Origin of the sequence: Flavobacterium rakeshii, assembly GCF_009741375.1 — a bacterium.
GTDB lineage: Bacteria > Bacteroidota > Bacteroidia > Flavobacteriales > Flavobacteriaceae > Flavobacterium > Flavobacterium rakeshii.
Map to the genome: position 1 here is coordinate 16,043 of NZ_WOWP01000053.1, position 20,743 is coordinate 36,785.

The 20,743-nt window shown below is 40.1% G+C and carries 25 protein-coding genes and 1 pseudogene; 2 read left to right on the forward strand and 24 right to left on the reverse strand.

What is annotated here, in order from left to right:
* Positions 1-102: 102 nt before the first annotated feature.
* The 12 genes from traK to GN157_RS12830 all read right to left on the reverse strand — a co-directional run bounded on the left by traK (position 103) and on the right by GN157_RS12830 (position 10,483).
* Positions 103-723 carry a conjugative transposon protein TraK gene (traK, locus tag GN157_RS12775; RefSeq protein WP_157483843.1) on the reverse strand — a complete coding sequence of 207 codons (621 nt, stop codon included), beginning with the start codon at positions 721-723 and terminating at the stop codon, positions 103-105.
* A gap of 11 nt (positions 724-734) precedes the next feature.
* Positions 735-1,931, reverse strand: coding sequence for a conjugative transposon protein TraJ (traJ, locus tag GN157_RS12780; RefSeq protein ID WP_157483845.1), 1,197 nt, complete (start codon positions 1,929-1,931; stop codon positions 735-737).
* 12 nt (positions 1,932-1,943) lie between these two features.
* Complete coding sequence (locus GN157_RS12785) at positions 1,944-2,354, reverse strand: TerB family tellurite resistance protein (RefSeq protein WP_231749133.1); 411 nt, start codon at positions 2,352-2,354, stop codon at positions 1,944-1,946.
* Between the two features lie 218 nt (positions 2,355-2,572).
* The gene (locus GN157_RS12790) at positions 2,573-3,181 is read right to left on the reverse strand and encodes a hypothetical protein (protein ID WP_157483847.1); all 609 of its coding nucleotides are present in this window, start codon (positions 3,179-3,181) and stop codon (positions 2,573-2,575) included.
* Positions 3,182-3,192: 11 nt separating this feature from the next.
* Positions 3,193-3,894, reverse strand: coding sequence for a conjugal transfer protein TraI (locus GN157_RS12795; protein ID WP_157483849.1), 702 nt, complete (start codon positions 3,892-3,894; stop codon positions 3,193-3,195).
* A 10-nt stretch (positions 3,895-3,904) separates the two neighbouring features.
* Entirely contained in the window at positions 3,905-6,373 is a 2,469-nt protein-coding gene (locus tag GN157_RS12800; protein WP_157483851.1) for a TraG family conjugative transposon ATPase, read from the reverse strand.
* Positions 6,327-6,695: a DUF4133 domain-containing protein gene (locus GN157_RS12805; protein ID WP_157483853.1), complete on the reverse strand. Its 369-nt coding sequence runs from the start codon at positions 6,693-6,695 to the stop codon at positions 6,327-6,329. The genes GN157_RS12800 and GN157_RS12805 overlap by 47 nt, the downstream gene beginning before the upstream one ends.
* A gap of 2 nt (positions 6,696-6,697) precedes the next feature.
* Positions 6,698-7,018, reverse strand: coding sequence for a DUF4134 domain-containing protein (locus GN157_RS12810; RefSeq protein ID WP_157483854.1), 321 nt, complete (start codon positions 7,016-7,018; stop codon positions 6,698-6,700).
* 125 nt (positions 7,019-7,143) lie between these two features.
* Positions 7,144-7,605 (reverse strand): hypothetical protein, encoded by a 462-nt coding sequence (locus GN157_RS12815; RefSeq protein ID WP_157483855.1) that lies wholly within the window; start codon positions 7,603-7,605, stop codon positions 7,144-7,146.
* Between the two features lie 157 nt (positions 7,606-7,762).
* On the reverse strand, positions 7,763-8,956 hold the full coding sequence (locus GN157_RS12820) for a hypothetical protein (RefSeq protein ID WP_157483857.1): 1,194 nt from the start codon (positions 8,954-8,956) through the stop codon (positions 7,763-7,765).
* A complete protein-coding gene (locus GN157_RS12825; protein WP_197429453.1) occupies positions 8,934-9,665 on the reverse strand; it encodes a helix-turn-helix domain-containing protein in 732 nt (243 codons plus the stop codon). The genes GN157_RS12820 and GN157_RS12825 overlap by 23 nt, the downstream gene beginning before the upstream one ends.
* Positions 9,666-9,784: 119 nt before the next feature.
* Entirely contained in the window at positions 9,785-10,483 is a 699-nt protein-coding gene (locus tag GN157_RS12830) for a hypothetical protein (protein WP_157483861.1), read from the reverse strand.
* A 263-nt stretch (positions 10,484-10,746) separates the two neighbouring features.
* On the opposite strand from GN157_RS12830, the gene GN157_RS12835 reads away from it, so the two are divergent.
* Positions 10,747-12,423, forward strand: a complete 1,677-nt coding sequence (locus GN157_RS12835) for an AraC family transcriptional regulator (RefSeq protein ID WP_157483863.1) — start codon at positions 10,747-10,749, stop codon at positions 12,421-12,423.
* Between the two features lie 65 nt (positions 12,424-12,488).
* Positions 12,489-12,605, forward strand: a pseudogene (locus GN157_RS17960) (histone H1); the annotation flags it as partial.
* Between the two features lie 275 nt (positions 12,606-12,880).
* Here GN157_RS17960 and GN157_RS12840 read toward each other — a convergent pair.
* From GN157_RS12840 to GN157_RS12895, 12 genes are all read right to left on the reverse strand, one after another.
* A complete protein-coding gene (locus tag GN157_RS12840) occupies positions 12,881-13,297 on the reverse strand; it encodes a response regulator (protein ID WP_157483865.1) in 417 nt (138 codons plus the stop codon).
* A 160-nt stretch (positions 13,298-13,457) separates the two neighbouring features.
* Entirely contained in the window at positions 13,458-14,123 is a 666-nt protein-coding gene (locus tag GN157_RS12845) for a DUF6904 family protein (protein ID WP_157483867.1), read from the reverse strand.
* 14 nt (positions 14,124-14,137) lie between these two features.
* Complete coding sequence (locus GN157_RS12850) at positions 14,138-14,905, reverse strand: hypothetical protein (protein WP_157483869.1); 768 nt, start codon at positions 14,903-14,905, stop codon at positions 14,138-14,140.
* Between the two features lie 53 nt (positions 14,906-14,958).
* Positions 14,959-15,534: a hypothetical protein gene (locus GN157_RS12855; RefSeq protein ID WP_157483871.1), complete on the reverse strand. Its 576-nt coding sequence runs from the start codon at positions 15,532-15,534 to the stop codon at positions 14,959-14,961.
* Between the two features lie 96 nt (positions 15,535-15,630).
* A complete protein-coding gene (locus tag GN157_RS12860; RefSeq protein WP_157483872.1) occupies positions 15,631-15,912 on the reverse strand; it encodes a hypothetical protein in 282 nt (93 codons plus the stop codon).
* A gap of 461 nt (positions 15,913-16,373) precedes the next feature.
* Positions 16,374-16,790, reverse strand: coding sequence for a response regulator (locus tag GN157_RS12865; protein WP_157483875.1), 417 nt, complete (start codon positions 16,788-16,790; stop codon positions 16,374-16,376).
* Positions 16,791-16,858: 68 nt separating this feature from the next.
* Positions 16,859-17,269, reverse strand: coding sequence for a response regulator (locus GN157_RS12870; RefSeq protein WP_157483877.1), 411 nt, complete (start codon positions 17,267-17,269; stop codon positions 16,859-16,861).
* Between the two features lie 122 nt (positions 17,270-17,391).
* Complete coding sequence (locus GN157_RS12875; RefSeq protein WP_157483880.1) at positions 17,392-17,805, reverse strand: response regulator; 414 nt, start codon at positions 17,803-17,805, stop codon at positions 17,392-17,394.
* 119 nt (positions 17,806-17,924) lie between these two features.
* Positions 17,925-18,689: a hypothetical protein gene (locus GN157_RS12880; protein ID WP_157483883.1), complete on the reverse strand. Its 765-nt coding sequence runs from the start codon at positions 18,687-18,689 to the stop codon at positions 17,925-17,927.
* 111 nt (positions 18,690-18,800) lie between these two features.
* Positions 18,801-19,466 (reverse strand): hypothetical protein, encoded by a 666-nt coding sequence (locus GN157_RS12885; RefSeq protein WP_157483884.1) that lies wholly within the window; start codon positions 19,464-19,466, stop codon positions 18,801-18,803.
* Positions 19,467-19,704: 238 nt separating this feature from the next.
* Positions 19,705-20,112, reverse strand: coding sequence for a hypothetical protein (locus GN157_RS12890; protein ID WP_157483886.1), 408 nt, complete (start codon positions 20,110-20,112; stop codon positions 19,705-19,707).
* 126 nt (positions 20,113-20,238) lie between these two features.
* Positions 20,239-20,487, reverse strand: coding sequence for a helix-turn-helix transcriptional regulator (locus GN157_RS12895; RefSeq protein ID WP_157483888.1), 249 nt, complete (start codon positions 20,485-20,487; stop codon positions 20,239-20,241).
* Between the last annotated feature and the right edge of the window lie 256 nt (positions 20,488-20,743).

Sequence of the window (20,743 nt, forward strand, 5' to 3'; positions counted from 1 at the left end):
ATTCTATCCATTTGTATTTGTACTGTAGATACAAGTTATAGGCCTGTCCCTTTACGGACTTCAGAGAAAAAATCCCTTGTATACTATTCCCTTTATTCATGATTAGTTTCTGTTTTCTGTTTTCAAATCCCGGTTTTCTATGGTCTCCCAGCGTTCAATTAAGAAACCGTGAGGATTGTTGTCACTTCGTGATACATTTCGCAGTTGTCCCTCGGTAACCAGCGAACGTGTAAGGATGCTTGTAGGACGTACAATCTCCTGCCGACCGTAGCAGCGGAAACGATACGGGTAATTATCCGTTACTACCTGAATGCTGTCAACAGTAAGCCTTTGGCTGATATTTCCCGAGATGATTCCGGCATAATATCCGTTTTCCCTCAGATCATCATAGGTCCTTTTAGCCGAACCGTCAGCCATATAGAGCGCCGAAGTAATATGATCACGGATAGCTTTGTCGTCAGGATCAAGGGTAAAAAATAACTCATGGAAGGTTCTGATATGGTCGCGCGCTTCAACCGGAATATTATCCCTGCGTTGGGACGCCTCTGCCTGCAAAACTTTACCCCCCGAGAGAATATAGATCTTATCCTGCATCCTGTTGACTGTGCTGAAACTCTGGTATAGGACTAAAAGGCTTATCGTCGTACAGCAGGCAATAATAACCAGCGTAAAAGTACGCACATGTCGGAAAGCCGTGTCAATATTCTTTAGTCGTTCAAACATGATTCACCGCTTTAGGAGTTGCCTTTTAATTTATTACTGCTATAGTGGTCTCCCTCATTGAAATAGGGACTGTTGGTGCCGTGGCCTGCCATACTGTTCGAGAGTTGTCCTGCTGCATTTCCAAGGGCATCGGCAGTCATTGCCGTTCCCATCGAGACACCTTTCAGTGCACCACCTGCCGTACCACCAAACATACGTGTTACCTTTTGCCCCAGTGCACTTCCTCCTCCGGCATGCACGATATAATTGGCGACCGAGGGTACGGTAAAATAACCGACAATACCAATGATCATAAAGACGAGATACGCCATATCGGTACGGCTAAAAAAGGTATCACCGTACTGATTGACCTGTGCAATATCCAACTGTAGCATTTGTTGCTGAATCTGCCCAATAATACTTCCGAAAATATTGGCGATGGGAAGCCATAGGAAAATGTTGATGTATCGCGCCAGCCAAACCGTCAGCGTATGCTGAAAACCGTCAAAAACGGCTAATCCGAAGACCAGGGGCCCCAGAATGGAAAGTACCACCAGCTGAAAGGTACGCAGGGTATCGATACACAGGGAGGCGGCCTCAAAAAGGATGCGCAGTACTTCGCTCATCCACTCCTTTACCGAATTGCGAAAATTGTAAGAGGCTTTGGCCATAGCAAACTTAATGTCATTTCCGATGCCTTCCATGATTCCTTCTCCCGAGGGGCTGTCCCCGTCGTGAGTGTACCTATACCAGCGATCCCTGTCACCCGAGCCGTCACTACCAACATACATCTGCCAGGCATCGGTCGTTTTAATGGCGTCCTCTTTCTGCTGTAATAACTCGGCGATCGCCTGATTGGAATCCCCTACCATGGAAGCCGTTGCGTTTACCGTTGGCTGTAATACACCATTGATCAGAGCAAGCACCATCGGGAAAAATGCAATGCAGAAACCAATGGCAAAAGGGCGCAGCAACGGATAAAAATCAATAGGCTCCGCATTAGCAAGATGGCGCCATACCCTCGAGGCAATATACCACAGGGCACCAAAACCAGCCAAACCCTGAGCCACACTGACCAGATTACTGCAAAGGGGCATCATCTCGTTGTAGAGCTGTTCCAGTATGCCGTGCAATCCGTTCATCTCATCGGCAAACGACTGGGAATACAGGGCTGCGGGCATCAGTAATAATACTGTTATAATTACTTTTGAAATTATTTTATTCTTCATCTCTGACTGGTATTAAGGATTACTTTGAAGAAGTAGCCGCATGGCATTGACATCATTGTATTCACGGGCACGCTGCAGGACTAATAACAAAGCGTCCTGGCTAAAGTTTTCCACAAATAACACTTTGTCCTGCATAGCTGCGTGTATACGGTCAATTGCGGTAAGACGCTCCTCATCCGACATCCGCAGGCGTCCTGCAGTTAATATTGTGGTCAGTTCCTCAATGTTCTGTAGGCTTTCATCGACTACTCTTGCATACACACCATCTACATAATAGAGTTCTTCCTGATGAAGAAGTTCACTGCTGTTCAGTTGGTTTAGGGAACTGCCACACGCGGAAATTATTTTTATCTGGTAATGGATGACCTCACCAACTTTATAATAATCCCTAACCGTAGGACTAACCTGTAAAAGGGCATCCAAAAACGTTTTATGAAGTTGGAAATTGCCCTGGGTTAGATCTCTAACCCCGTTATACCCCCCCTCAAGCAGATCATAGCCTTTTTTCATATCACGTAGCAGGGTTCGGAATTGAGCCAGTTTTTCCACATTCAGGGCCAGTTGGCGCAGCTCCTGTACCTGTCCCCTGGCGCTCAATACGGTGATAAAAGTCAACAGAAGACTAAAACAGACGATTTTCTTCATGGCGTAACGGTGAGGTTATACAATCGGCGCACAGCCTGGGTATCACGATAATCTGCCGCCCGGACCCTGACCACTGTGGTGAGACTTTTCAGAAAATTGCGGTAAAAGATATAGTTATCCTCCATATCCAGATAAAGCTGTTCGATACGCCTGATTCGCTGCGCATCCTCCATTGCAAAGCTGCTGTCACTGACAAGCAGGAGAAGTTCAGACAGCCTTGTCTGACAATCCTGCAGCACTCGATCAAAAACCCGTCTGAGGTAGTCCTTTTCGTCTCCGTAAAAAAGATCATCTGAGAGCAATCCTGTTACCTCCGTTTCGTTCTCAAGTATTTTCTCTTGCAGAGCAATAATCTGCAGCACCTTTGAATGGCCGCTAACAAGCGGACTGATCCTGTCCATTCCCTGGTAAAAAAGCCTGTGTAGGGAAAGTTCTCCGTTTTTCAGCCCGTCAATCAGCCCCAGTCCATCGTGTGCAATACCATAGCCTTTATTGATATAGTTCCCGTAAACTTTTAAGGCTGCAATCTGTTTGATTAGTTCCCCCGACTGGCAGTAGCCGTTCAATGAGAGGAAACTCAATAGGAAAAAGCATAGCATTTTCATAAATCGAATAGTTAAGGGTTACTGTTGATTCCGTGTAGCCTTCGTATGGCATCGGTATCCTGCTGTGTTTTGCTGCGTTGTAGTTGCAGTAGCAGGTTTTCCCTGTTAAAACGAAGCAGGTCCAGATAATTTACTTCAACTTTCGCTGCTGCGGTATTGATCAGTTCCAGTCGTTGCGCATCACTCATACTGGTAGTAAAGGATTCCAGGATTCCCAGAATATCATCCATGTTACTCAGGCTCTCGGCTAAAATGCCGTTATACACTTGCTGCATATAAGATAATTCCTCCTCATTAAAGTGTCCGCCCTGCACCAGAAGAGGCCAAACCTGCTGATAGGAAACAAGCAGTGTCGCCTGCTTTTGGGTAACATCACGAATCCGCTGATAATAGCTAATCACATATTTTACTTTTTGAAGTTCCTCATAATAATCACGATAAAGATCGCGCTGTCGTTGTGCCCAGCCCGATATGTCCTCCAACTTTAATTTGGTAAGGGTATTCTCTATCTCCTGTTGCGCATTCTGTAACCATATGGTCTTGTTCTGCAAACGCTGTATCTTAAGATCCATGGCCTTTATGGCCCTGACAACTGCCTCACGAACCAATCCGAAAAGCGGTAATGCCACAGGGGGCGATGCCGGTCGGAATGAAGTCAGACCGATGAGCAGTAGTCCGCAGAATAGTTGTCGTATCCAATGCTGTATTTTCATAATTGTAGATTTAGATGGTGTTTTCTCTCATTTCTCTGACCAGTGCCTGTATCCCTTTACGAATATCACCCCCGAAACGGGCAGCAGCCTCATGCACCCGGAGCTTTTCACGCTCTTCCGTGGTATAAGCCAGGTACTCCTCTGGCGATACTTCGGTTCGATAGACCTTAGAGAGGACTCCCCCCAGGGATATGAAAACTTCTTTGTAGTTATGGTTTGGGTCATTGGCCCGGTTCACTGACAGTACCAAAGCTTTTTCCTTTTCGGTAAGTCCAAGCAGTTCCTGTATCTGGTCGAACTTGTTCTGGTACTTACTCTGGTCCAGCAGTATCTTACAGTCACTGTTATTGATGATAGCCTGTTTGACCACCGGTGAGGAAATAATATCCTCCACTTCCTGGGTTACCACAATGGCTTCTCCATAGAACTTACGTACGGTCTTAAAAAGGTACTTTATGTATTCTGCCATGCCTTCCCTGGCTATAGCTTTCCATGCTTCCTCAATAAGTATCATTTTACGCACGCCTTTCAGTTTCCGCATTTTACTGATAAACACTTCCATGATAATAATGGTGACCACAGGAAAAAGTATGGGGTGATCCTTGATGTTATCCAGTTCAAATACAATAAAGCGCTCCTGTAACAATTCGAGATTGTCCCGCGAATTCAGCAAATAGTCAAATTCACCGCCATGGTAATACGGGCGCAGCACATACAGGAAGTTATCGATATCAAAATCCTTTTCTTTCACTTTATCTCCCTCCAGGCTCCGTGTAAAATCCGCTGTAAGGAAATCATAAAAGGTATCAAAGCAGGGAAATAGTTCCGGTTGCCGCTCCAGCTTTTCATAGTACTGCTGAAGCGCATTGGAAAGGGCCACATATTCGCTTCGTTTAAACGTCTCGTTATCCTTTTTCCAAAGTGCCAGAAGCAGGGTCTTGATACTTTCCTTTTTTTCGGTATCCAGACGGTCACCTTCTCCGATATAAAACTGGTTAAAACGTATCGGATCCGCTTCACTATAGGTAAAGTAATAGCCCTTTACAAGATCACATAACCCTTTGTAACTATGTCCTACATCTACCAGTACGATATGGGTGCCCTGCTCGTAATAGCTGCGCAGCATGTGGTTGGTAAAAAAGGATTTTCCGCTACCGGAGGGTCCCAGTATAAACTTGTTACGGTTAGTACAGATTCCCTGTCGAACCGGTTCATCACTGATATCCACATGGACCGGTTTCCCGGTAAGCCGGTCTCCCAAGCGAAGTCCGCAGGGACTCAGGGAGGAGCGGTAACCTGTCTCCAGGTTGAGAAAACACACTGCCTGTTGTGCAAAAGTGTCAAAGGTATCATTCATAGGAAAGTCAGCAGCATTACCCGGCAGGCCTGCCCAGTAAATTTGAGGGGCGCCCACAGTTTCTTCCTTAACGATGGCATCCATCTGTGAGAGTGCTGCTGAAACTTTCTTTTTCAGTTCTTTTTCTTCTTCCCTGTCATCACTCCATACCAAAAGGTTAAAATGTGCCTTTACAGGCAGCCTTCCTTTGGAAATGGCCTCATTCAGGAAATCATTGGCGGCATCCCTGGCCAGCAGGTTCTCACGACTGTAAGCAGAGAGCGACTGCAGTCGCAGCCTTTTGCTCTCGATGCGCTGTAAGGTTCTGACACGGTCTCCGATAAACAGGTATTGGCTGTAGATATGATTGCAGGACAATAGCTGCCCCAAAGGCGAGGCAAAACCTACGCTGAATTTGGTTTTATCCGTACTGTATTTATCAAAATTAACCCTTGAACCGCACAGCCCCGGCAAATCAGCAGCATCACCAAGGGTGTATAAGCGCCCCTGTTTTCCTCCTGCCATCAGGCCCTTCTCAAAATTCAAATCACCGTACATGACCGCAGCGGACTCCCCCGATAGAGTGAGGTAACGTTCCAGAAGGCCTTTTTTTCCCTTTTCGCTGTACAGGGATTCCTCTCTTAGGGCCGTACACTGCACAAAGCCACTATCCTCCAGTATACGGGAGAATTGTCCTGCCATATCCCTGAAATCCTGTAGGGTTTGGGTATCCAGCAACGCTGGCGGTACCGGTGAACTGCGCAACAGACCTGAGAAAAGAGATGTCGATTCCCTGCGTCCTTTTGCCTTTCTGGTCAGTAACAGATAACAATGATGTTTCAGGTAAGGGCGTTCATTAAAAAAGCGGTTACTGCTGCGGGTAAAAAAGCTATCATCAATCCCCTGTTCCGCTTCAAACCCACGTTCCAAAAACCAGTCCTGTTTGCAGAGTACCGTATCAGCAGCTAAAGATCGAATAGCTTTAAGCCAGGTCTGGTGAAAAGCCTCGTACTCCTCATCCGAAAGGGTAAACAGTTCGGGAAGCTGCAATTCAAAACAAAGGGTCATATCGCCCCTTCTCGATAAAAGGCAGTCCTCACTGATTTCCAGTATCGGGTAAATATCTTCCAGTCTCTTTTCCATAATCCATTCTTCCCTTGTTCATAAATATATCCCTGTTACGACACCTAACCGCTGTGGGCAGTTGCCTTCTCGCCAGCGCCTTCATCATACCGTACTGGCCGTACTTCCGGCTTAAGGCATATACCTTCACCACCCAAAAAGCCCCCAATCCCCCAATGAGTATCATACTGATTACCGAAGGTAATCCCAGTATAAATAAACCGGCAAAAAGTATCATCAGCAGGATAACTCCGGCTCCCAAATACCAGATGTACTGTGCCTTTAGTCCTTTAAATTCGATGCTTTTATTGATACCCTTATTAATGCTGTATACACTGTTCATTATCAAATACCAAAGAAGGATTCGATTACCGTAGCAACCACCACAAGAAAAACGCAACTTCCAAACCAGGCAGCAGCCACCTTCCCAGTATCGGGATCTCCGGCATTCCATTTCTGATATACCTTCACAGCACCTATAAGTCCTAATATGGCACCTACAGCATACATCAGGTCTGTGCCTGCATCAAAATAACTTCGGACCTGCTGATTGGCCTGATTAATACCGGCTATACCATCCTGTGCATTCATGGATAGCGAGCCGGCTATAAGAAATAATATCAGGAGTCTTCTCCAATACTCTTTTGTGCAATTGGTACTTTTCATAGTAATAGTATTTTAAAGAAAAAATAGCGGAGGACGGCCGCCGTTACACTCCTCCTCTTTTCTGTCACCTTCTTTCCTCTGCTGTGGGATGAACAGGGGACGAACCTCCGCTTTGATAAGTAGTATTAAGGCCAAAGCCCGTTAACATTTTCTTCATGAAGAAATTCGATGCCCTGTTGACGGGCTTCGGTTACTATAAATTCGTTGATGGCGGGTCGGAAACCTGATTCCTTTAAAGAGGGGTAATCCCTGAGAATTGTAGTAAGTGTTTGTGTTACGGTCTCCTGATCCTTGTCAGAACCGACAACCCTGCCAAAAGTGCTTTTTACCCTTTCAATCATCTCCTCAACCGTCTCATAATCCGTAACAGGTCCCTCTATTCCACCGGCCGGAGTCAGGTTATCCATAATGTCATGATTCAGTGCGGAATCTTGATGATCTGCATCGGCTATTAATGCATTTCCGCTGACGGCTCTTCTCCCCTGTAGCGTAGGGAGGTAAAATTTAAGCAGTAGCAACAGGTAGTATACTAGTGTTGCAAGCACGGAAAATCGAAAGTAGTCTGTCCAGGTAATGTGTGTAAGCATACGTTTTGTTTTTTCGTTCAACAATCATCCTCTTCATTGGCGCTGAGGCCAAAAACATATTTACACTGGCAAAGTAAAGTCATAGCTGTACGCTGAAAAAGTACAACTTTAACCTGTACCCCAACTTGTACCCTTCCCTACGTCATTATAGTCTAGTTTAGTACGATTTGACTTTGGTGATGATTTTTTGCAGTAAAAGAACCAATGCTTCTTTATCACGCTCCTCAGCATTGTAGGATTTACTGCGAACCGAATCGTAAGAGAGTTCGGTTTTAGCCGGAGTGGCCAAATGGGGGACAATCTGGCGGAATACCTGACTCAGGGAACGGGCCTCTATAAGACGGGATTCATCGCAGGCACGAAGGAAAAGGGCAATCTGGTCGGTGGATATGTTTACCTTCACTTTTTTTGCCACCGAAAGTGGGGTCATGACTTTTTTGAGTCCCCGAACCGGGTCGGGATGAAGCGTAAGGGTTTTCTCCAGATAAGTAATCTCATGCTCAAACCAGTTGCCTACTACCGTCTTTAGTCCCTGCTGCTGGGGAAAAAGTATCATGTTCTGATGGCATTGCAGTTGACGGAATTCCTTGTAATGGAAGTGTAGACTGTCCAGCCGCTCTGCTTTATCCTCAAGGGTATTGATTTTATCGGCAAGAGTACGGGTAAAATACCGTATGTAGTGCCTGCTGTTAAAATTCATGTAGATCAGCAGTTCATTAAGCGCTGAATAAATACTGGTACGATTATCACCTTTACCCAAAAGATCCAATTTATGGACCAGTTCACGCCGGTAGAGTAAATCCCTAAATGTCACACCTTCGTTATTCCTGCTGTTTATAAACCGTTGCAGTTGTTCCAGTACTATTCCGGTAAAGCAAGGGTCAGCCACATCCTTTACCAGCTTTTTCTGTAACCGATCCAGTTTAATTTTAAGCTCCTTTCGTGAGACAGCAAGATAGGTTACCGGTACCCGTTCTTCCAATCCGAGAAAATCCGCAAAACGGTTCTCTATGAAAAATAAGAGCTCATCCAGACAGGAAATCAGTGTCTTGGCAAGGTTGCTGTAATCCGAATGCTCAAAGGCCTTATCCTCCCTGTAGGCCATAACAGTGTCTAAAAGAATGATCAGTGCCGAATGGTATTTCTGTACCAAAAGTCGGATTTGTGATTCCTTATGTAGGGAAAAGACCTGATTCTTAAGTTCCGACTGGATGTGTACGGTTTCAATAATCGCTTTTTCGGTAAGTTGCTGAAGATGCTCCCTGGTGAGATCCTGAAGATAGATCTTAGCGGGGTTTAGCGTGAGGGAAATCAGTGAATCAAGCCATTCAAGGGGATATTTCTGTATCATTATCTGATAGTTTGTTATAGTGTTTGCGGTACTGGGAAGGGGAAAGTCCGGTGTGGATTTTAAAACCCACACTGAAAAGACTCGGTTCGAAAAAACCAAGTTCAGAAGCAATTACCTTAACCGGAAGTGTAGTCTCCGTAAGCAATCGGGCAGCCTCGCTATAAAGCTGTTGCAACAACAGGTTTTTCGGGGTCATACCATAGGCAGCACGGATGATTTTCCGTAGATGTCCTGTACTGATAAAGAGATGATCCGCGTAGAAGCGCACTTTATGCTGCTCCCTGTAATGGGATTCAACTAATTTTTTAAAACGCAGGGGAACTGATTCGGGCTCCTTCCCACCTATTTTATTTTCTGCTTCACTTATGCTATACTGTAGCAATAGGAAACAACAGTACAAAAACAGGGAAGGAACTGACGTTGACTGCAATTCATTCAGGTCGATATAGTATTGTAGCATACCCTGTTCCCCTGGAGCGAGTTCCGTTTCAAAACTCTTCAAATGGTCGAGTGCGGCAGTCCCAAACGGAAAACCAAAATATATACCTTGTACATTATTGTCATTATCCGTATATAATGACATGTTACTTCCAATAGGAATAAAGACCAGCTTTGCCTGCTGTACGCCCCACTCCTGCCCTTCCCCCTTTAAATAGAGCGAACCTTTTCTAACATATACGATAGTGTGAAAGAGATTTCGGTTTTCCATCCAGATCCTCATGCATTGTTTTCCGCATGAAAAAGTTCTGATAATAAATTTCTGATCCGACAGTGACAGTCTCATAATGAAGGTTAATAGTATAGTGAGATGGGACTATGCTACGCATCTTATTGTACAAAAAGACAGCTGGTGATAGCATTTCCAATGCTGTGTGAACTCCCGTATGCTGTTGCTGTGATGTGACCTATAGAAAGTTCCCAGTCCCTGTCATCATCATGGTCACAGTCGTCTGTATGATCTTCACAGTCTCTACTAAGAGAACAACTGACCAGTATCATTGTGGACTTCAGAACACTGAGGTCCTCGGGGGTAAAACCGTTAGCTGTATTCAGTAAATCTTCCCTACCCTGCAGATAGGCTATGACTTCAGCACGGGAAGCATTAGCGGCCTTTATCTCCTGTAGTGCTGTAATCATGGATGTAAATTCAGATTCGCCCTCCGTAGACAATCCCAAAACTGACAGAAAAGAAGGCATATCCTCCAAAGCAAGCGACATTATAGCGGTTAACTCCTCTTGGGTGATACCCTGATAATCCGTCAGATACTGATTTACAAACTGCTCATTTTGCATGGCAACGGATTCTATCGTTTTTAAACTCATGCCCTGACCTAGGTCAATTTGTTTTCTAATTGCTGTATAAACAGGTCGTATACTAGTATAGCTGTCTTCTTCCGATACTGAATTTTCATTGGTAGTCAGACTATAGGATTGTATAGTATCTTTTGTATTATCCTTTACAGGAATCTCATCAGGGTTACAGGAAAGTAACGGTATTAAAAACAGGATTAAAAAAGTGGTTTTCATAACTAGCAAATGTTGGTTTGGTATCATTTGCCCGGGCCCGTTCAGGGACAATCCCATCACGGTGAATTCAAAAACAAAACTATCCTACTCTTTCTTTCACCGCAAACACTTAGATATGGTGTTCAGGAATTATAGCTGTGTAATTCCGGAAATACATATCTTAAAATTTCCCTAAAACCAACCTGTTTTACAGCTATTGGCTGTACTTTTGGCTGTTACCCCACATGATACCGCCCGCATTATAGCATTGAATTGACACTACTATGAGACTACAACACGTTTTAGCCTGCCTTACCATGCTAAGTGTTACCATCCCGCTCGGGGCGCAACAGCATACAGATACAGAATTGGCTTTAGACTATAGCCAACTAAAGGAAATTATAAAGAGAAAATCAGGTACTGGTGAGGTTTGGCAGTATCTTACTCTTTGGATTAGCAAAGCCAAAAAGGAAAAAGAGTACCTTCAGGAATTCAACGCATATAAAAGCTGTATCTATGAAGTTGTACAAGAGCAAAAAGCGGTCTATGCCGATAGCATGCTCTATGCGGCGGAAAAAACCCAACGAAATGAAATTATAGGTTCAGCCTATCTCACACGTGGCATCGTATACTACAGCAGCAAGCAGCACAATAAGGCTTTGGAGAATTATATCATGGCCAACCGATATATCGCCACAACCGATAACCAATACCTCAGGTACAAGACCAAATACAATATGGGGCTTATAAAATATTACCTTGGGTATTATAATGAGGCATTATCGCTGTTTGCCCAGAGCACTGACTATTACAGGAATCAGCATCAAAAAGCATATATTAATTCACTGCACAATCTGGCGTTGTGCCACAGTCAGCTACTAAATGTGAAGGAGTCAGCCCGGTATACTAATCTCGCACTGGAATTGGCTACAAAAAACGGGTATCACGCTATACTCCCGCATCTTACTTTACTCAAAGCTGTCAATGATTTTGAATACGGGGCGTATGAACGGTCTCTGAAAACACTCGATAGCGTGACACCCAAACTGACTAGGTCCGAAGATTTTGCTGCTCTGGCAGTAGCCTATTACTATACAGGTCTGAACTATTGGAATACCAACCGCAGAGCCCGTGCCCTACCCTGGTTTGAAAAGGTAGACCGCATAGCCCTGGAGCATCACTATATCCGACCGGATCTTCGCAGGGGCTTTGAGTTACTCATTACTTACTACCAGCAGGAAGGCAATCAGGTAAAAGAACTGCATTATATCAAACGCCTGTTGGCTATTGACCGGATTCTCGAGTCCGACTTTAAATACCTATCCTCGGTAATACACCGTCAGTATGATACCTATAGCCTTACAGCCAGCAGGGACCGGATTCAGGGTGAACTAACCCGTGAAAAGAAAATGAGGGGTATAGCCTATATAACACTCAGCGGAATAACTATAGTTTTTATAGCTGTGGTCAGTTATCAGGTGATGATAAAAAGGCGGTACAAAAGGCGTTTTAAACTCCTAATGGAAAATAACACCAAAGAAAAGGATACTCCGTTAAAACCGGTGGTAAACAAAAGCCTGGATATTAACCCTGAGGTGGTCGAAAGTGTACTTTCACAGCTTGAAAGCTTTGAAAACGAACATCTTTTTATCCGGCAGGATATCCGCGCGGATGATCTGGCCAGGGAATTTGGCACCAACTATAAATACCTAACTAAAATCATTCATCATTATCGGCAAAAGAACTTTACGGTATACCTTAACGAGTTGCGTGTGGATTACATCGTGCAGCAGCTTCAGGACAATCCCAGATTACGGCGGTATAACAATAGGGCTTTAGCCGGAGAAGCCGGATTCAGCACCACACAACATTTTGTAAGGGCCTTTGGAGCAAGGACGGGAATGCCTCCTACTTTTTTTATACGGGAACTGGAGAAACAAACTGCCAAAAAGAAATCATGAAACTTGTATGGATAACCGTAAATACTATCTTTGCGCTACTTTAAAACCAATTTAATACGTAAATCATGAAAGAACTATTTGACCAGATTAACGCGCAATATGAAGCTTTTAAAGCGGAAGCAGAACAACACATTGAAAAAGGTAACAAAGCAGCAGGTACACGTGCCCGTAAGGCAGCCCTTTAGGTGAGTAAACTGATGAAAGATTTCAGAAAAGTTTCTGTGGAGGAATCTAAGAAATAAAACTATATTTACATACGATTATAATTAAGGTAAGGTGTTTTTGTAATCGTATTCAAAGCAGGCTATTAGCCTGCTTTTCTTTTTTTATACAAATAGAGAAGATGGTTGGTGTATCACCAAATAAACGCTATATTTAAAGTATTTTACCAAACGATGTGATCTGGTAAACTATGATTTTTTTTAAGCAGGCTTCACGGCCTGCTTTTTTGTTTATATCAATCTGCGGGGACTGCATTTTTCCAGTACCGAATAATATTATCCAGCATATCTGTCATTTCGGTAAAGTCACTTTTCTTCTCAAAATAACCGTGAAACGAATTGCTACAGTAGGTTTTCATCATAGTCCTGTTAGCACAGGTGGAAATAAATACAAACGGAATAATACGGTTGGAAGTCTCGGCATCCGAGAGTACCTTATCTCTCAGTTCAAAACCGTTCATTTTTGGCATGTTGATATCCGATATAATAAGGAACGGATACGCCTCAGGAGTTTTTAGATACTGATAGGCGTCCTCGCCATCATTAAACACTACCAGCCTGTTCTCAAAAGGTAGCGTGTTATATACCTCCTTTAAAATTTCAAGGTCATCAGTATCGTCATCCACAATGATTATTTCTCCCCTGCTGTTCATGAGCTTATCGTTTTAGTACAAACACAAAGTAAGTATTTAAGCTTAAACGATTACTAATAAAATGTAAAATTAATGCAAAGGCACAACGTCCTAATAATTAATACTAGTGTTTGTTAGGTACAACTAAAAATTGTTTTCGTGGTAAATATTGACATTAGCTTCAAAATTCAAAATCGGGATATTCGCCATATTCAATATCCAAGACATCGCACCCCAATTGCTTGGCGCTTTTTTCCAAATCTTTCCTCCAAAGTTTATGTGTTTCAGAAAAAAAAGAAGTATACTCTACAATTAAATTAGGGATATTACGAAATCGTGTTTTTGATGGTTTTTGAGAAAGGTATTCAAAATTGATCCCCTGAAGTATCAGGAATATCAACGGATCGTGAACATTAATTCTTTGTCCGATAAAAAGTTTAAGGGTTTCCGCTCCTTTCGGATCGTATGCTGTTAAACTGCTTTTCAGATTATACTCCAAAATATACAGGTTTGCCTGATCAAGTTCATCCATAGTGACATAACCGGCATTTAGCCGTAATACTGAAACAGCAAATAGCAGGTCAGTCCACAAATATTGGAATCCAAAATACTCAACTCTGTTATCGGAATCGAAACTAAACTGCTCACGTAATCGGGAACCTTCAAATGATTTTCTGACCTCGTAAGCTAAAGACATAATGATATCAGACTGGCCTTTAAATTTATTATCATATTCATTAAGGCGATTTCCAATTTTATGTATAGTTTGGTGAAGGCCAGCCAAATCGCCATAGTCTCCCCAGATTTCGATACCGGTGCCTTTTGGGGATGGATTGCTTTGAAGCATGATATTTTATTTAATTATTTTAAAAAATCTCGTATTTCATTTGCCATTTCAATAAGCAGATTGTTTGAAACATTCGTGCTTAATTGACGGGTATGAATTACTAATTTTGTTTTGTCAGTATTATAATGAGTCCAGAATAATTGTTTTTGGCTTCCGAATTGTTTATCAAATTTCACCTTGAATACTTCTTCTATTTCCTTACCATTTATATAATTACTACAAGCTAATATAACGACTGGAAAATTTTGAAAAAAAGCACTTTCTTCAATAACCTTTTTCCTGTCCGGAATACCACTTTTATCAGCATCCTTAGTAAATTTTGCTGGAGAACTGTTCATTTCCGTTAAAAAGAAATTATTATGAAAGTCTATTTCTTTATCTTTTACAGATGATACATCATTCAGAAATATTAAATCGTGGAGTTTTTGATACTTGCTCCATGTTTGACCCTCTCTCAATTCTTTTGCATGCAAGCTTTTGAAAGGGAACAATGGATTTGAAGTCAACGGAGAGTCTTTTCCCCCAGTCCAATTAGGTATAGCAGCTACATTTATAAGCCTTTCTATATTCGAACTCCATTTATTTGCATTTTCTTTAAAATCCTGAAGCATTTCATTTTGAAACCTAAGGTAAAGCTCATTTCCGTTAGCTTTATTTTCAATGTCAGTTGCTGTTTCTTTTCCTACAATTAAAATCTTACTGTTTGGATTTCCAGTGCCAATATAGCTTCCTGTCTTCTTGCTTTCAAAAACTTTCTTTATAAAAATTTCAGGATATTCCATGTTTTATAATTTATATCAAAACTACTTGAGAGTAGATAAATTAGTATTATTTGTTATTGTTTACCAATCAGCGGATGGTATTTTTCTCTTAAGATACGCTCTATATGAGGGACGATAAAATCATAGTTTATCACATCAATTTCAATTACTGAAACTCTAAACTGAAGACCATGCAGATTTTTCCTATGTTTAAGTTTCATTGCATAAGTATTTTTATCGGTCGACAAATTAATGTGTTCAAGGATTCTTTTGTAAATATCCTTGTTTTTACCAATGTATAAAGGCAGCCATTGCTTATCGAATTTTTCATACATGGACAATCTCTTTTTAATAACGCTAGATGAAAAAAAAGAATCATGCTTTTTCTTTGACCAATCCTCTGCGAAATTTTTAATTTTCGTTTCCCTTTTTTTACCCGATAAACGATCACTATCTAGATTAAGTTCAAAGAGATAAACACCTTTCTTCTTGACCTGGGAAAAGAATGTTGTGTTATCAAAATCATCCGATAAAGTAAAAAGCACACCGTTTTCGGTATCGAAAGAGACATTGTTTAAATGAGTTGCAAATTCAGAAATATGAGCAGATATGCTTGCGTCAAATTGATTAAGTATTTCGATATATTTCATTCTTAATTTTTCTTATTATCCATATTTTTGCTATAGCTATATTTTCACTAAACTCATATAAAACGAGTTGATTATCATAAAAAACAACGGTTTATTTCAGTACTCCCTGCCACATAATTTTTTAAACTCATCAACCACATCTTCAAAGGTAGGTCCACCAATATCTTTAATTTTTTGATAAGAATCTTTGCCTCTTTCTGTTGACATTGCAGTATAGTAAAACTGTTCAACTTTTTCAGCACTCACCTGTTCATTTAATCTCATTCTGGTCCCGTGAATTTTCTTTTTTATTGTAGCTGTAGCCTTGGGATGATTTTCTACCGGTACAAGCACTTTATCCTCTAGAAATCTGATTAGTTCTTCTTTGGTTGCTTTCATAAATTGAAACTGTTATGATTAGTACTGCTAATGGATAATTTCAGATTACCTGTAATAGCTTTATATTACAAACCTCTAATTCGAAAAACCCTAAGAGTTGAGCTGTCGAAGTGCAATAAAATAATAATCTGGAAATCTGCCTTTAAATTATGTTCTGTATACCAAAAAATGCATTAATCTCCCGGTTTGTGTTTATGGGGTTTTAGACCTGGATATTTCGGTTTGTTGTCAGGATTGACACGGCGGCGTTTGTCTGGTTCGCCATTGGGCTTAAGAGGTTTAGGGCCCGGCTTGATGGATTCAATATTATTCATTATGTAAGGTGTGTTATGTAATTTTAACAAATATATAAAAAAAGATAGATAGTATATCGAACCAAAAAGATATTCGTTAATTGAATCCCCTCAAATAACATTATCGTTACATGCGATTATAATTAAGGTAAAGTGTTTTTGTTTATATCAATCTGCAGGGACTGCATTTTTCCAGTACCGAATAATATTGTCAAGCATCTCGGTCATTTCGGTAAAGTCACTTTTCTTTTCAAAATAACCGTGAAACGAATTACTACAGTAAGTTTTCATCATAGTCCTGTTCGCACAGGTGGAAATAAATACAAACGGAATAATACGGTTGGAAATCCCGGCATCCGAGAGTACCTTATCCCTAAGTTCAAAACCATTCATTTTTGGCATGTTGATATCTGATATAATAAGGAACGGATACGCCTCAGGAGTTTTTAGATAATGATAGGCATCCTCGCCATCATTAAACACTACCAGCCTGTTCTCAAAAGGTAGCGTACTATACACCTCCTTTAAAATTTCAAGGTCATCAGTATCGTCATCCACAATGATTATTTCTCCCCTACTGTTCATGAGCTTATTATTTTTAGAAATCACAAATTAGCAATTAAAGTCTAAACAATTATTAATAAAATGTGAAATTACCGCATCACCGCGCTGTCCCAGTAGTTAATAATATTATTTAGAGTACTGCGCAGTTCCTCAAAATCAGCTCTTTTTTCAAAAAAGCCATTCTCAGTGAGGTGATCATGACCGTCATGTGGCAACTCAGCAGCACCGGTTATGAAAACAAACGGAACCACATGGCTCGAAAATTTAGGGTTAGCCTGTACATTTTCACGGAGCTCAAAACCGTTCATTTTGGGCATAATAATATCACTGATTACCAAAAAAGGAATAACATCGTTTTCTATTAGGTAGTTGTAGGCCTTAATACTGTCGTGAAAAACTAAAAGTTTGTTTTTGTGAGAAAGAGTGCCATAGGCCTCCGCCATTAAATCGATATAATCAATATCATCGTCAATAAGTACAATTGGTTTAAGATTTTCCATCTGGTTAGCTTTTGATTTCTAAATTAACAATTGTTTAATTAAGAAAAGCTAAAGGAAATCTCAAAAAATGCAAAATGTATCTTAAATTTATAGTCTACGGATTTAGTTGGTTATAACAAAACTTACTGCTCTAAAACCGTACTATGCTGCCTTATAATGGTATCTAACAGTTTTTTTAGCTCACCAAAATCACACTGCTTTTCAAAATAGTAATGCATAATCAAATCGTTATCCCCCATTGTAGGAGGTGGCACAGGAGCGCCCGAAAAAAACACAAACGGAATATAATATTCCTTAAACCCCGGGAAGGCTCGTAATTTTTCGTACAACTCCAATCCCGTTAATTTAGGCATAAGCATATCGCTAATAATAAGGCAGGGTACAACGGTGTTCTTAGTAAGGTAGTGGTAGGCTTCGCTACTGTCGTGAAAAGTTAGTAACTCATTTTTGTAAGGTAACGCTTTGTAGGCTTCGATCAGCATATCAATATCGTCAACATCGTCGTCTATAAGTACAATAGGTCTCAGTTCATTCATCACTTCGGTATTTTGAGGACCACTAAAGTACCTAATCAATAATACAGTACGTTACAGTTAAATACCCGAACCGTTATGATGTGAAATGCTATCTATATGTTTAGATAAAATAGGCTATACTAAAATAAATCATGTTTGCTTTTTATCTTGGTAAAAACCTGCATAGTCCATCCCATTAAACTCTTGATATGTCTCATATCAGCATACAACTCATCAACAGGTATTGTTTGTCCGTAACGGAATGCAGTACTCTCAGGATCTACGCTGTCAAAAGACGATATAAGATTGTGCAGCCATGTTGGCAATGATAAAGACAATTCTTTCTCAATTTTCACGACTAGTTTATCCAAAAGATTTTTTAGATTATGATTCTTTTCTTCACCAATGATTGATTTTATATACAGTTCCAACGCATGTCTATAGGAATACATAGCTGGCTGAAATAAATCACGCTCCTCATAGTTTTCTAATCCTATTTCTATAAGACGATCTCCGGCTAGTTTAAAGGAATTGGCTGATTCAAAAAGATCACCCAGTATAAATTCTCCACCAAACACAACACCTTTCCAACTTTGATCAATATCTTCTGGCATTGATGTAAATATTGGTTTTAAGCTTGTAATGAAATTATCAATTGATAAGTTATCAAAATGATCTTCACTGTCCAGACCCATTTTTATAAACTCGATGTCAGGGTTCTCCTCCCAATAAAAATAAACATAAGAGAATACTCTTATATCTTCAAAAGTAAAACACCTTGCAATTCCTTTACCTGGCTTAGCAAAAGAACTAAGATAGGATTGAAAATAATAAACCCATTTTTTTACAGTATCCACATCACTTTTAAACAAACGTGCTGTTTCAGCTACTCCAAAGGTTTTCATAATATGGTCCGATTTTCTTAGTAGTATTGTTTAAATCAAGTAGTATAGCGGCATCCTGTTAGATTAATATCTTAATTTCAACTAATATCTATATTAAAACTATAAATACTATTAATCGAATGAAAATCCTTCAGGAAATACACAACCAATAAATTCAACGTTTTCATAAAACTGCATAAAAATAACAAACATCCCTTCAAATTCTAAAAATTGATATTTAAATACTTTAGGGTTACTATAATCTCCCTCCTTTAATATTTCCGAATTTAAATCTTTTACTAAATAATCAACTATGGCAACTGTATTTAACTTATCATACTTAATTCTTTTTGAAACACTTTCAATAATACCCTTAGCTATCTTTTCACTGTGATAAAAGTAGATTCCTCTTATTATTTTTTCAATAAATAATTCGGGCTCGCCTTTCTCAAACTCCAAAATCATGAAGGGCTCACCGTTGATGTTTCCTATTCTAGTTTTATTATCTAAACTGGTAAGAAATCTTTTCTTCTCCTTCCGTGATAATCCTCGCATTACTCTGTCGAACAAATCTTTCTCGGCAACATCATTAGTACGAAACAGCTTGACAACAAGTTGAAATTTCTCATCCAATTCAGAAAAGCTATTATTATGCTCTTTACAGGATGGCACGGTCATTAAGTCATTTCTATAACCTTTAGGAAAAAAAGTAAGCGGCGGTACATGTTCTCTTTGAATAGTTTCAATAGTTAACGGGATACCGCACCAATAACAAATCTTTGGTAATTTATTCTTCAAAACAACTGTTAATTAATAATACAATTAAAAATTTACACCTTAGTCAGCCTATTACTATTCTTTATCAATTTTACATTGTTCTATAAAATAATTGCCAAAAGCGGTAATATGAAAATTTTGTAAAGAACTAAAATGAGCATCGATTTTTATTCTTAAAAAAGCGCGTAAAAACACCTTTTTAACTTCACCACACAGTTTTACCTCTAAACAAAAAAAGATGCTAAGAAGCATCTTTTTTCTAAATCATAGTAAATATCCTTTGTGCATCGGAATTATTTACTTGTGTACGTAATTTAGGATTTGACTCAACTGTCTTTGGAACTCTGGTATTGACATACTTATTTATAGCTTTATTTGCATTTACCTTCCTCCCATTTAAGGATAAGGCACAGATAAGCAAGTCACATTTTGCAGCAGCGTACTTGCGCACTGCATTCGCTAAAAAATTCGATTGATCCCCTGCTGAATAAAAAGCTATCTTTTTTGACTTGTACCCTGTAACTATATCTTCAAAATCACGAGGATCTTTACCAATTTGTGATTTGCCTTGTGATACTCCTTTAGCATTAATCACTAAATCGTAAACAATACCAATTGTTTCAGTTTTGCCCTTATTTGGAAGTCCTTCCAAAACTATTATTTCCATTTATTTATAAGTTTGATGAGTGTAATATTACAATAATCATTACACTAAAAACTAAGTAAAAACACTTGTTTAACTTCACCACGTAGTTTTACCTAAAAACAAAAAAAGATGCCGATTGGTATCTTTTTATTTGAATAAAGGGGAATCGAAAAATTGAGTTAATGTGATTCCAACCATCTTACAAAACCTCCTAATTGTATAAATTGAAATTCCGCGCTCCCCTTCTCTATCTTCCCAACGATTTATAGCTTGTCTATCTATAGCATGCTCTTTTGCAAACTCACTTTGACTTAAACCTGTATCTTCCCTCAAAGCTTCAATTCTTTGAGCGATTGCATTCTTAAGTTTAATATCTTCTTTGGTCAGTTTTGCCATAGTGCAATTTTGCTATATTCTGAAAATTTAACGTCATCCATTTGGATTACAAAAAACAATTCAATACATTTGATTTAATTATAATATATTTGCGATACTTCTATTTAAGATAATCGAAGCATTCGCTTAGAACTCGCATCAGAAAACTGGTAATTTTTAGCACGCGGGATGATAAGTGCAAATGCTCACGCCATATATGGCGTGGGCTCACTTATTCGCGTGCCGGTATACCAGTACCTCTGATGCAATAAGCTGA

What these genes read in the sequence shown, in the direction of transcription:
- traK (WP_157483843.1), bottom strand. Translation starts at nt 723, where the DNA reads ATGTTTGAACGACTAAAGAATATTGACACGGCTTTCCGACATGTGCGT.
- traJ (WP_157483845.1), bottom strand. Translation starts at nt 1,931, where the DNA reads ATGAAGAATAAAATAATTTCAAAAGTAATTATAACAGTATTATTACTG.
- GN157_RS12790 (WP_157483847.1), bottom strand. Translation starts at nt 3,181, where the DNA reads ATGAAAATGCTATGCTTTTTCCTATTGAGTTTCCTCTCATTGAACGGC.
- GN157_RS12795 (WP_157483849.1), bottom strand. Translation starts at nt 3,894, where the DNA reads ATGAAAATACAGCATTGGATACGACAACTATTCTGCGGACTACTGCTC.
- GN157_RS12800 (WP_157483851.1), bottom strand. Translation starts at nt 6,373, where the DNA reads ATGGAAAAGAGACTGGAAGATATTTACCCGATACTGGAAATCAGTGAG.
- GN157_RS12805 (WP_157483853.1), bottom strand. Translation starts at nt 6,695, where the DNA reads ATGAACAGTGTATACAGCATTAATAAGGGTATCAATAAAAGCATCGAA.
- GN157_RS12810 (WP_157483854.1), bottom strand. Translation starts at nt 7,018, where the DNA reads ATGAAAAGTACCAATTGCACAAAAGAGTATTGGAGAAGACTCCTGATA.
- GN157_RS12815 (WP_157483855.1), bottom strand. Translation starts at nt 7,605, where the DNA reads ATGCTTACACACATTACCTGGACAGACTACTTTCGATTTTCCGTGCTT.
- GN157_RS12820 (WP_157483857.1), bottom strand. Translation starts at nt 8,956, where the DNA reads ATGATACAGAAATATCCCCTTGAATGGCTTGATTCACTGATTTCCCTC.
- GN157_RS12825 (WP_197429453.1), bottom strand. Translation starts at nt 9,665, where the DNA reads ATGGAAAACCGAAATCTCTTTCACACTATCGTATATGTTAGAAAAGGT.
- GN157_RS12830 (WP_157483861.1), bottom strand. Translation starts at nt 10,483, where the DNA reads ATGAAAACCACTTTTTTAATCCTGTTTTTAATACCGTTACTTTCCTGT.
- GN157_RS12835 (WP_157483863.1), top strand. Translation starts at nt 10,747, where the DNA reads ATGAGACTACAACACGTTTTAGCCTGCCTTACCATGCTAAGTGTTACC.
- GN157_RS12840 (WP_157483865.1), bottom strand. Translation starts at nt 13,297, where the DNA reads ATGAACAGCAGGGGAGAAATAATCATTGTGGATGACGATACTGATGAC.
- GN157_RS12845 (WP_157483867.1), bottom strand. Translation starts at nt 14,123, where the DNA reads ATGCTTCAAAGCAATCCATCCCCAAAAGGCACCGGTATCGAAATCTGG.
- GN157_RS12850 (WP_157483869.1), bottom strand. Translation starts at nt 14,905, where the DNA reads ATGGAATATCCTGAAATTTTTATAAAGAAAGTTTTTGAAAGCAAGAAG.
- GN157_RS12855 (WP_157483871.1), bottom strand. Translation starts at nt 15,534, where the DNA reads ATGAAATATATCGAAATACTTAATCAATTTGACGCAAGCATATCTGCT.
- GN157_RS12860 (WP_157483872.1), bottom strand. Translation starts at nt 15,912, where the DNA reads ATGAAAGCAACCAAAGAAGAACTAATCAGATTTCTAGAGGATAAAGTG.
- GN157_RS12865 (WP_157483875.1), bottom strand. Translation starts at nt 16,790, where the DNA reads ATGAACAGTAGGGGAGAAATAATCATTGTGGATGACGATACTGATGAC.
- GN157_RS12870 (WP_157483877.1), bottom strand. Translation starts at nt 17,269, where the DNA reads ATGGAAAATCTTAAACCAATTGTACTTATTGACGATGATATTGATTAT.
- GN157_RS12875 (WP_157483880.1), bottom strand. Translation starts at nt 17,805, where the DNA reads ATGAATGAACTGAGACCTATTGTACTTATAGACGACGATGTTGACGAT.
- GN157_RS12880 (WP_157483883.1), bottom strand. Translation starts at nt 18,689, where the DNA reads ATGAAAACCTTTGGAGTAGCTGAAACAGCACGTTTGTTTAAAAGTGAT.
- GN157_RS12890 (WP_157483886.1), bottom strand. Translation starts at nt 20,112, where the DNA reads ATGGAAATAATAGTTTTGGAAGGACTTCCAAATAAGGGCAAAACTGAA.
- GN157_RS12895 (WP_157483888.1), bottom strand. Translation starts at nt 20,487, where the DNA reads ATGGCAAAACTGACCAAAGAAGATATTAAACTTAAGAATGCAATCGCT.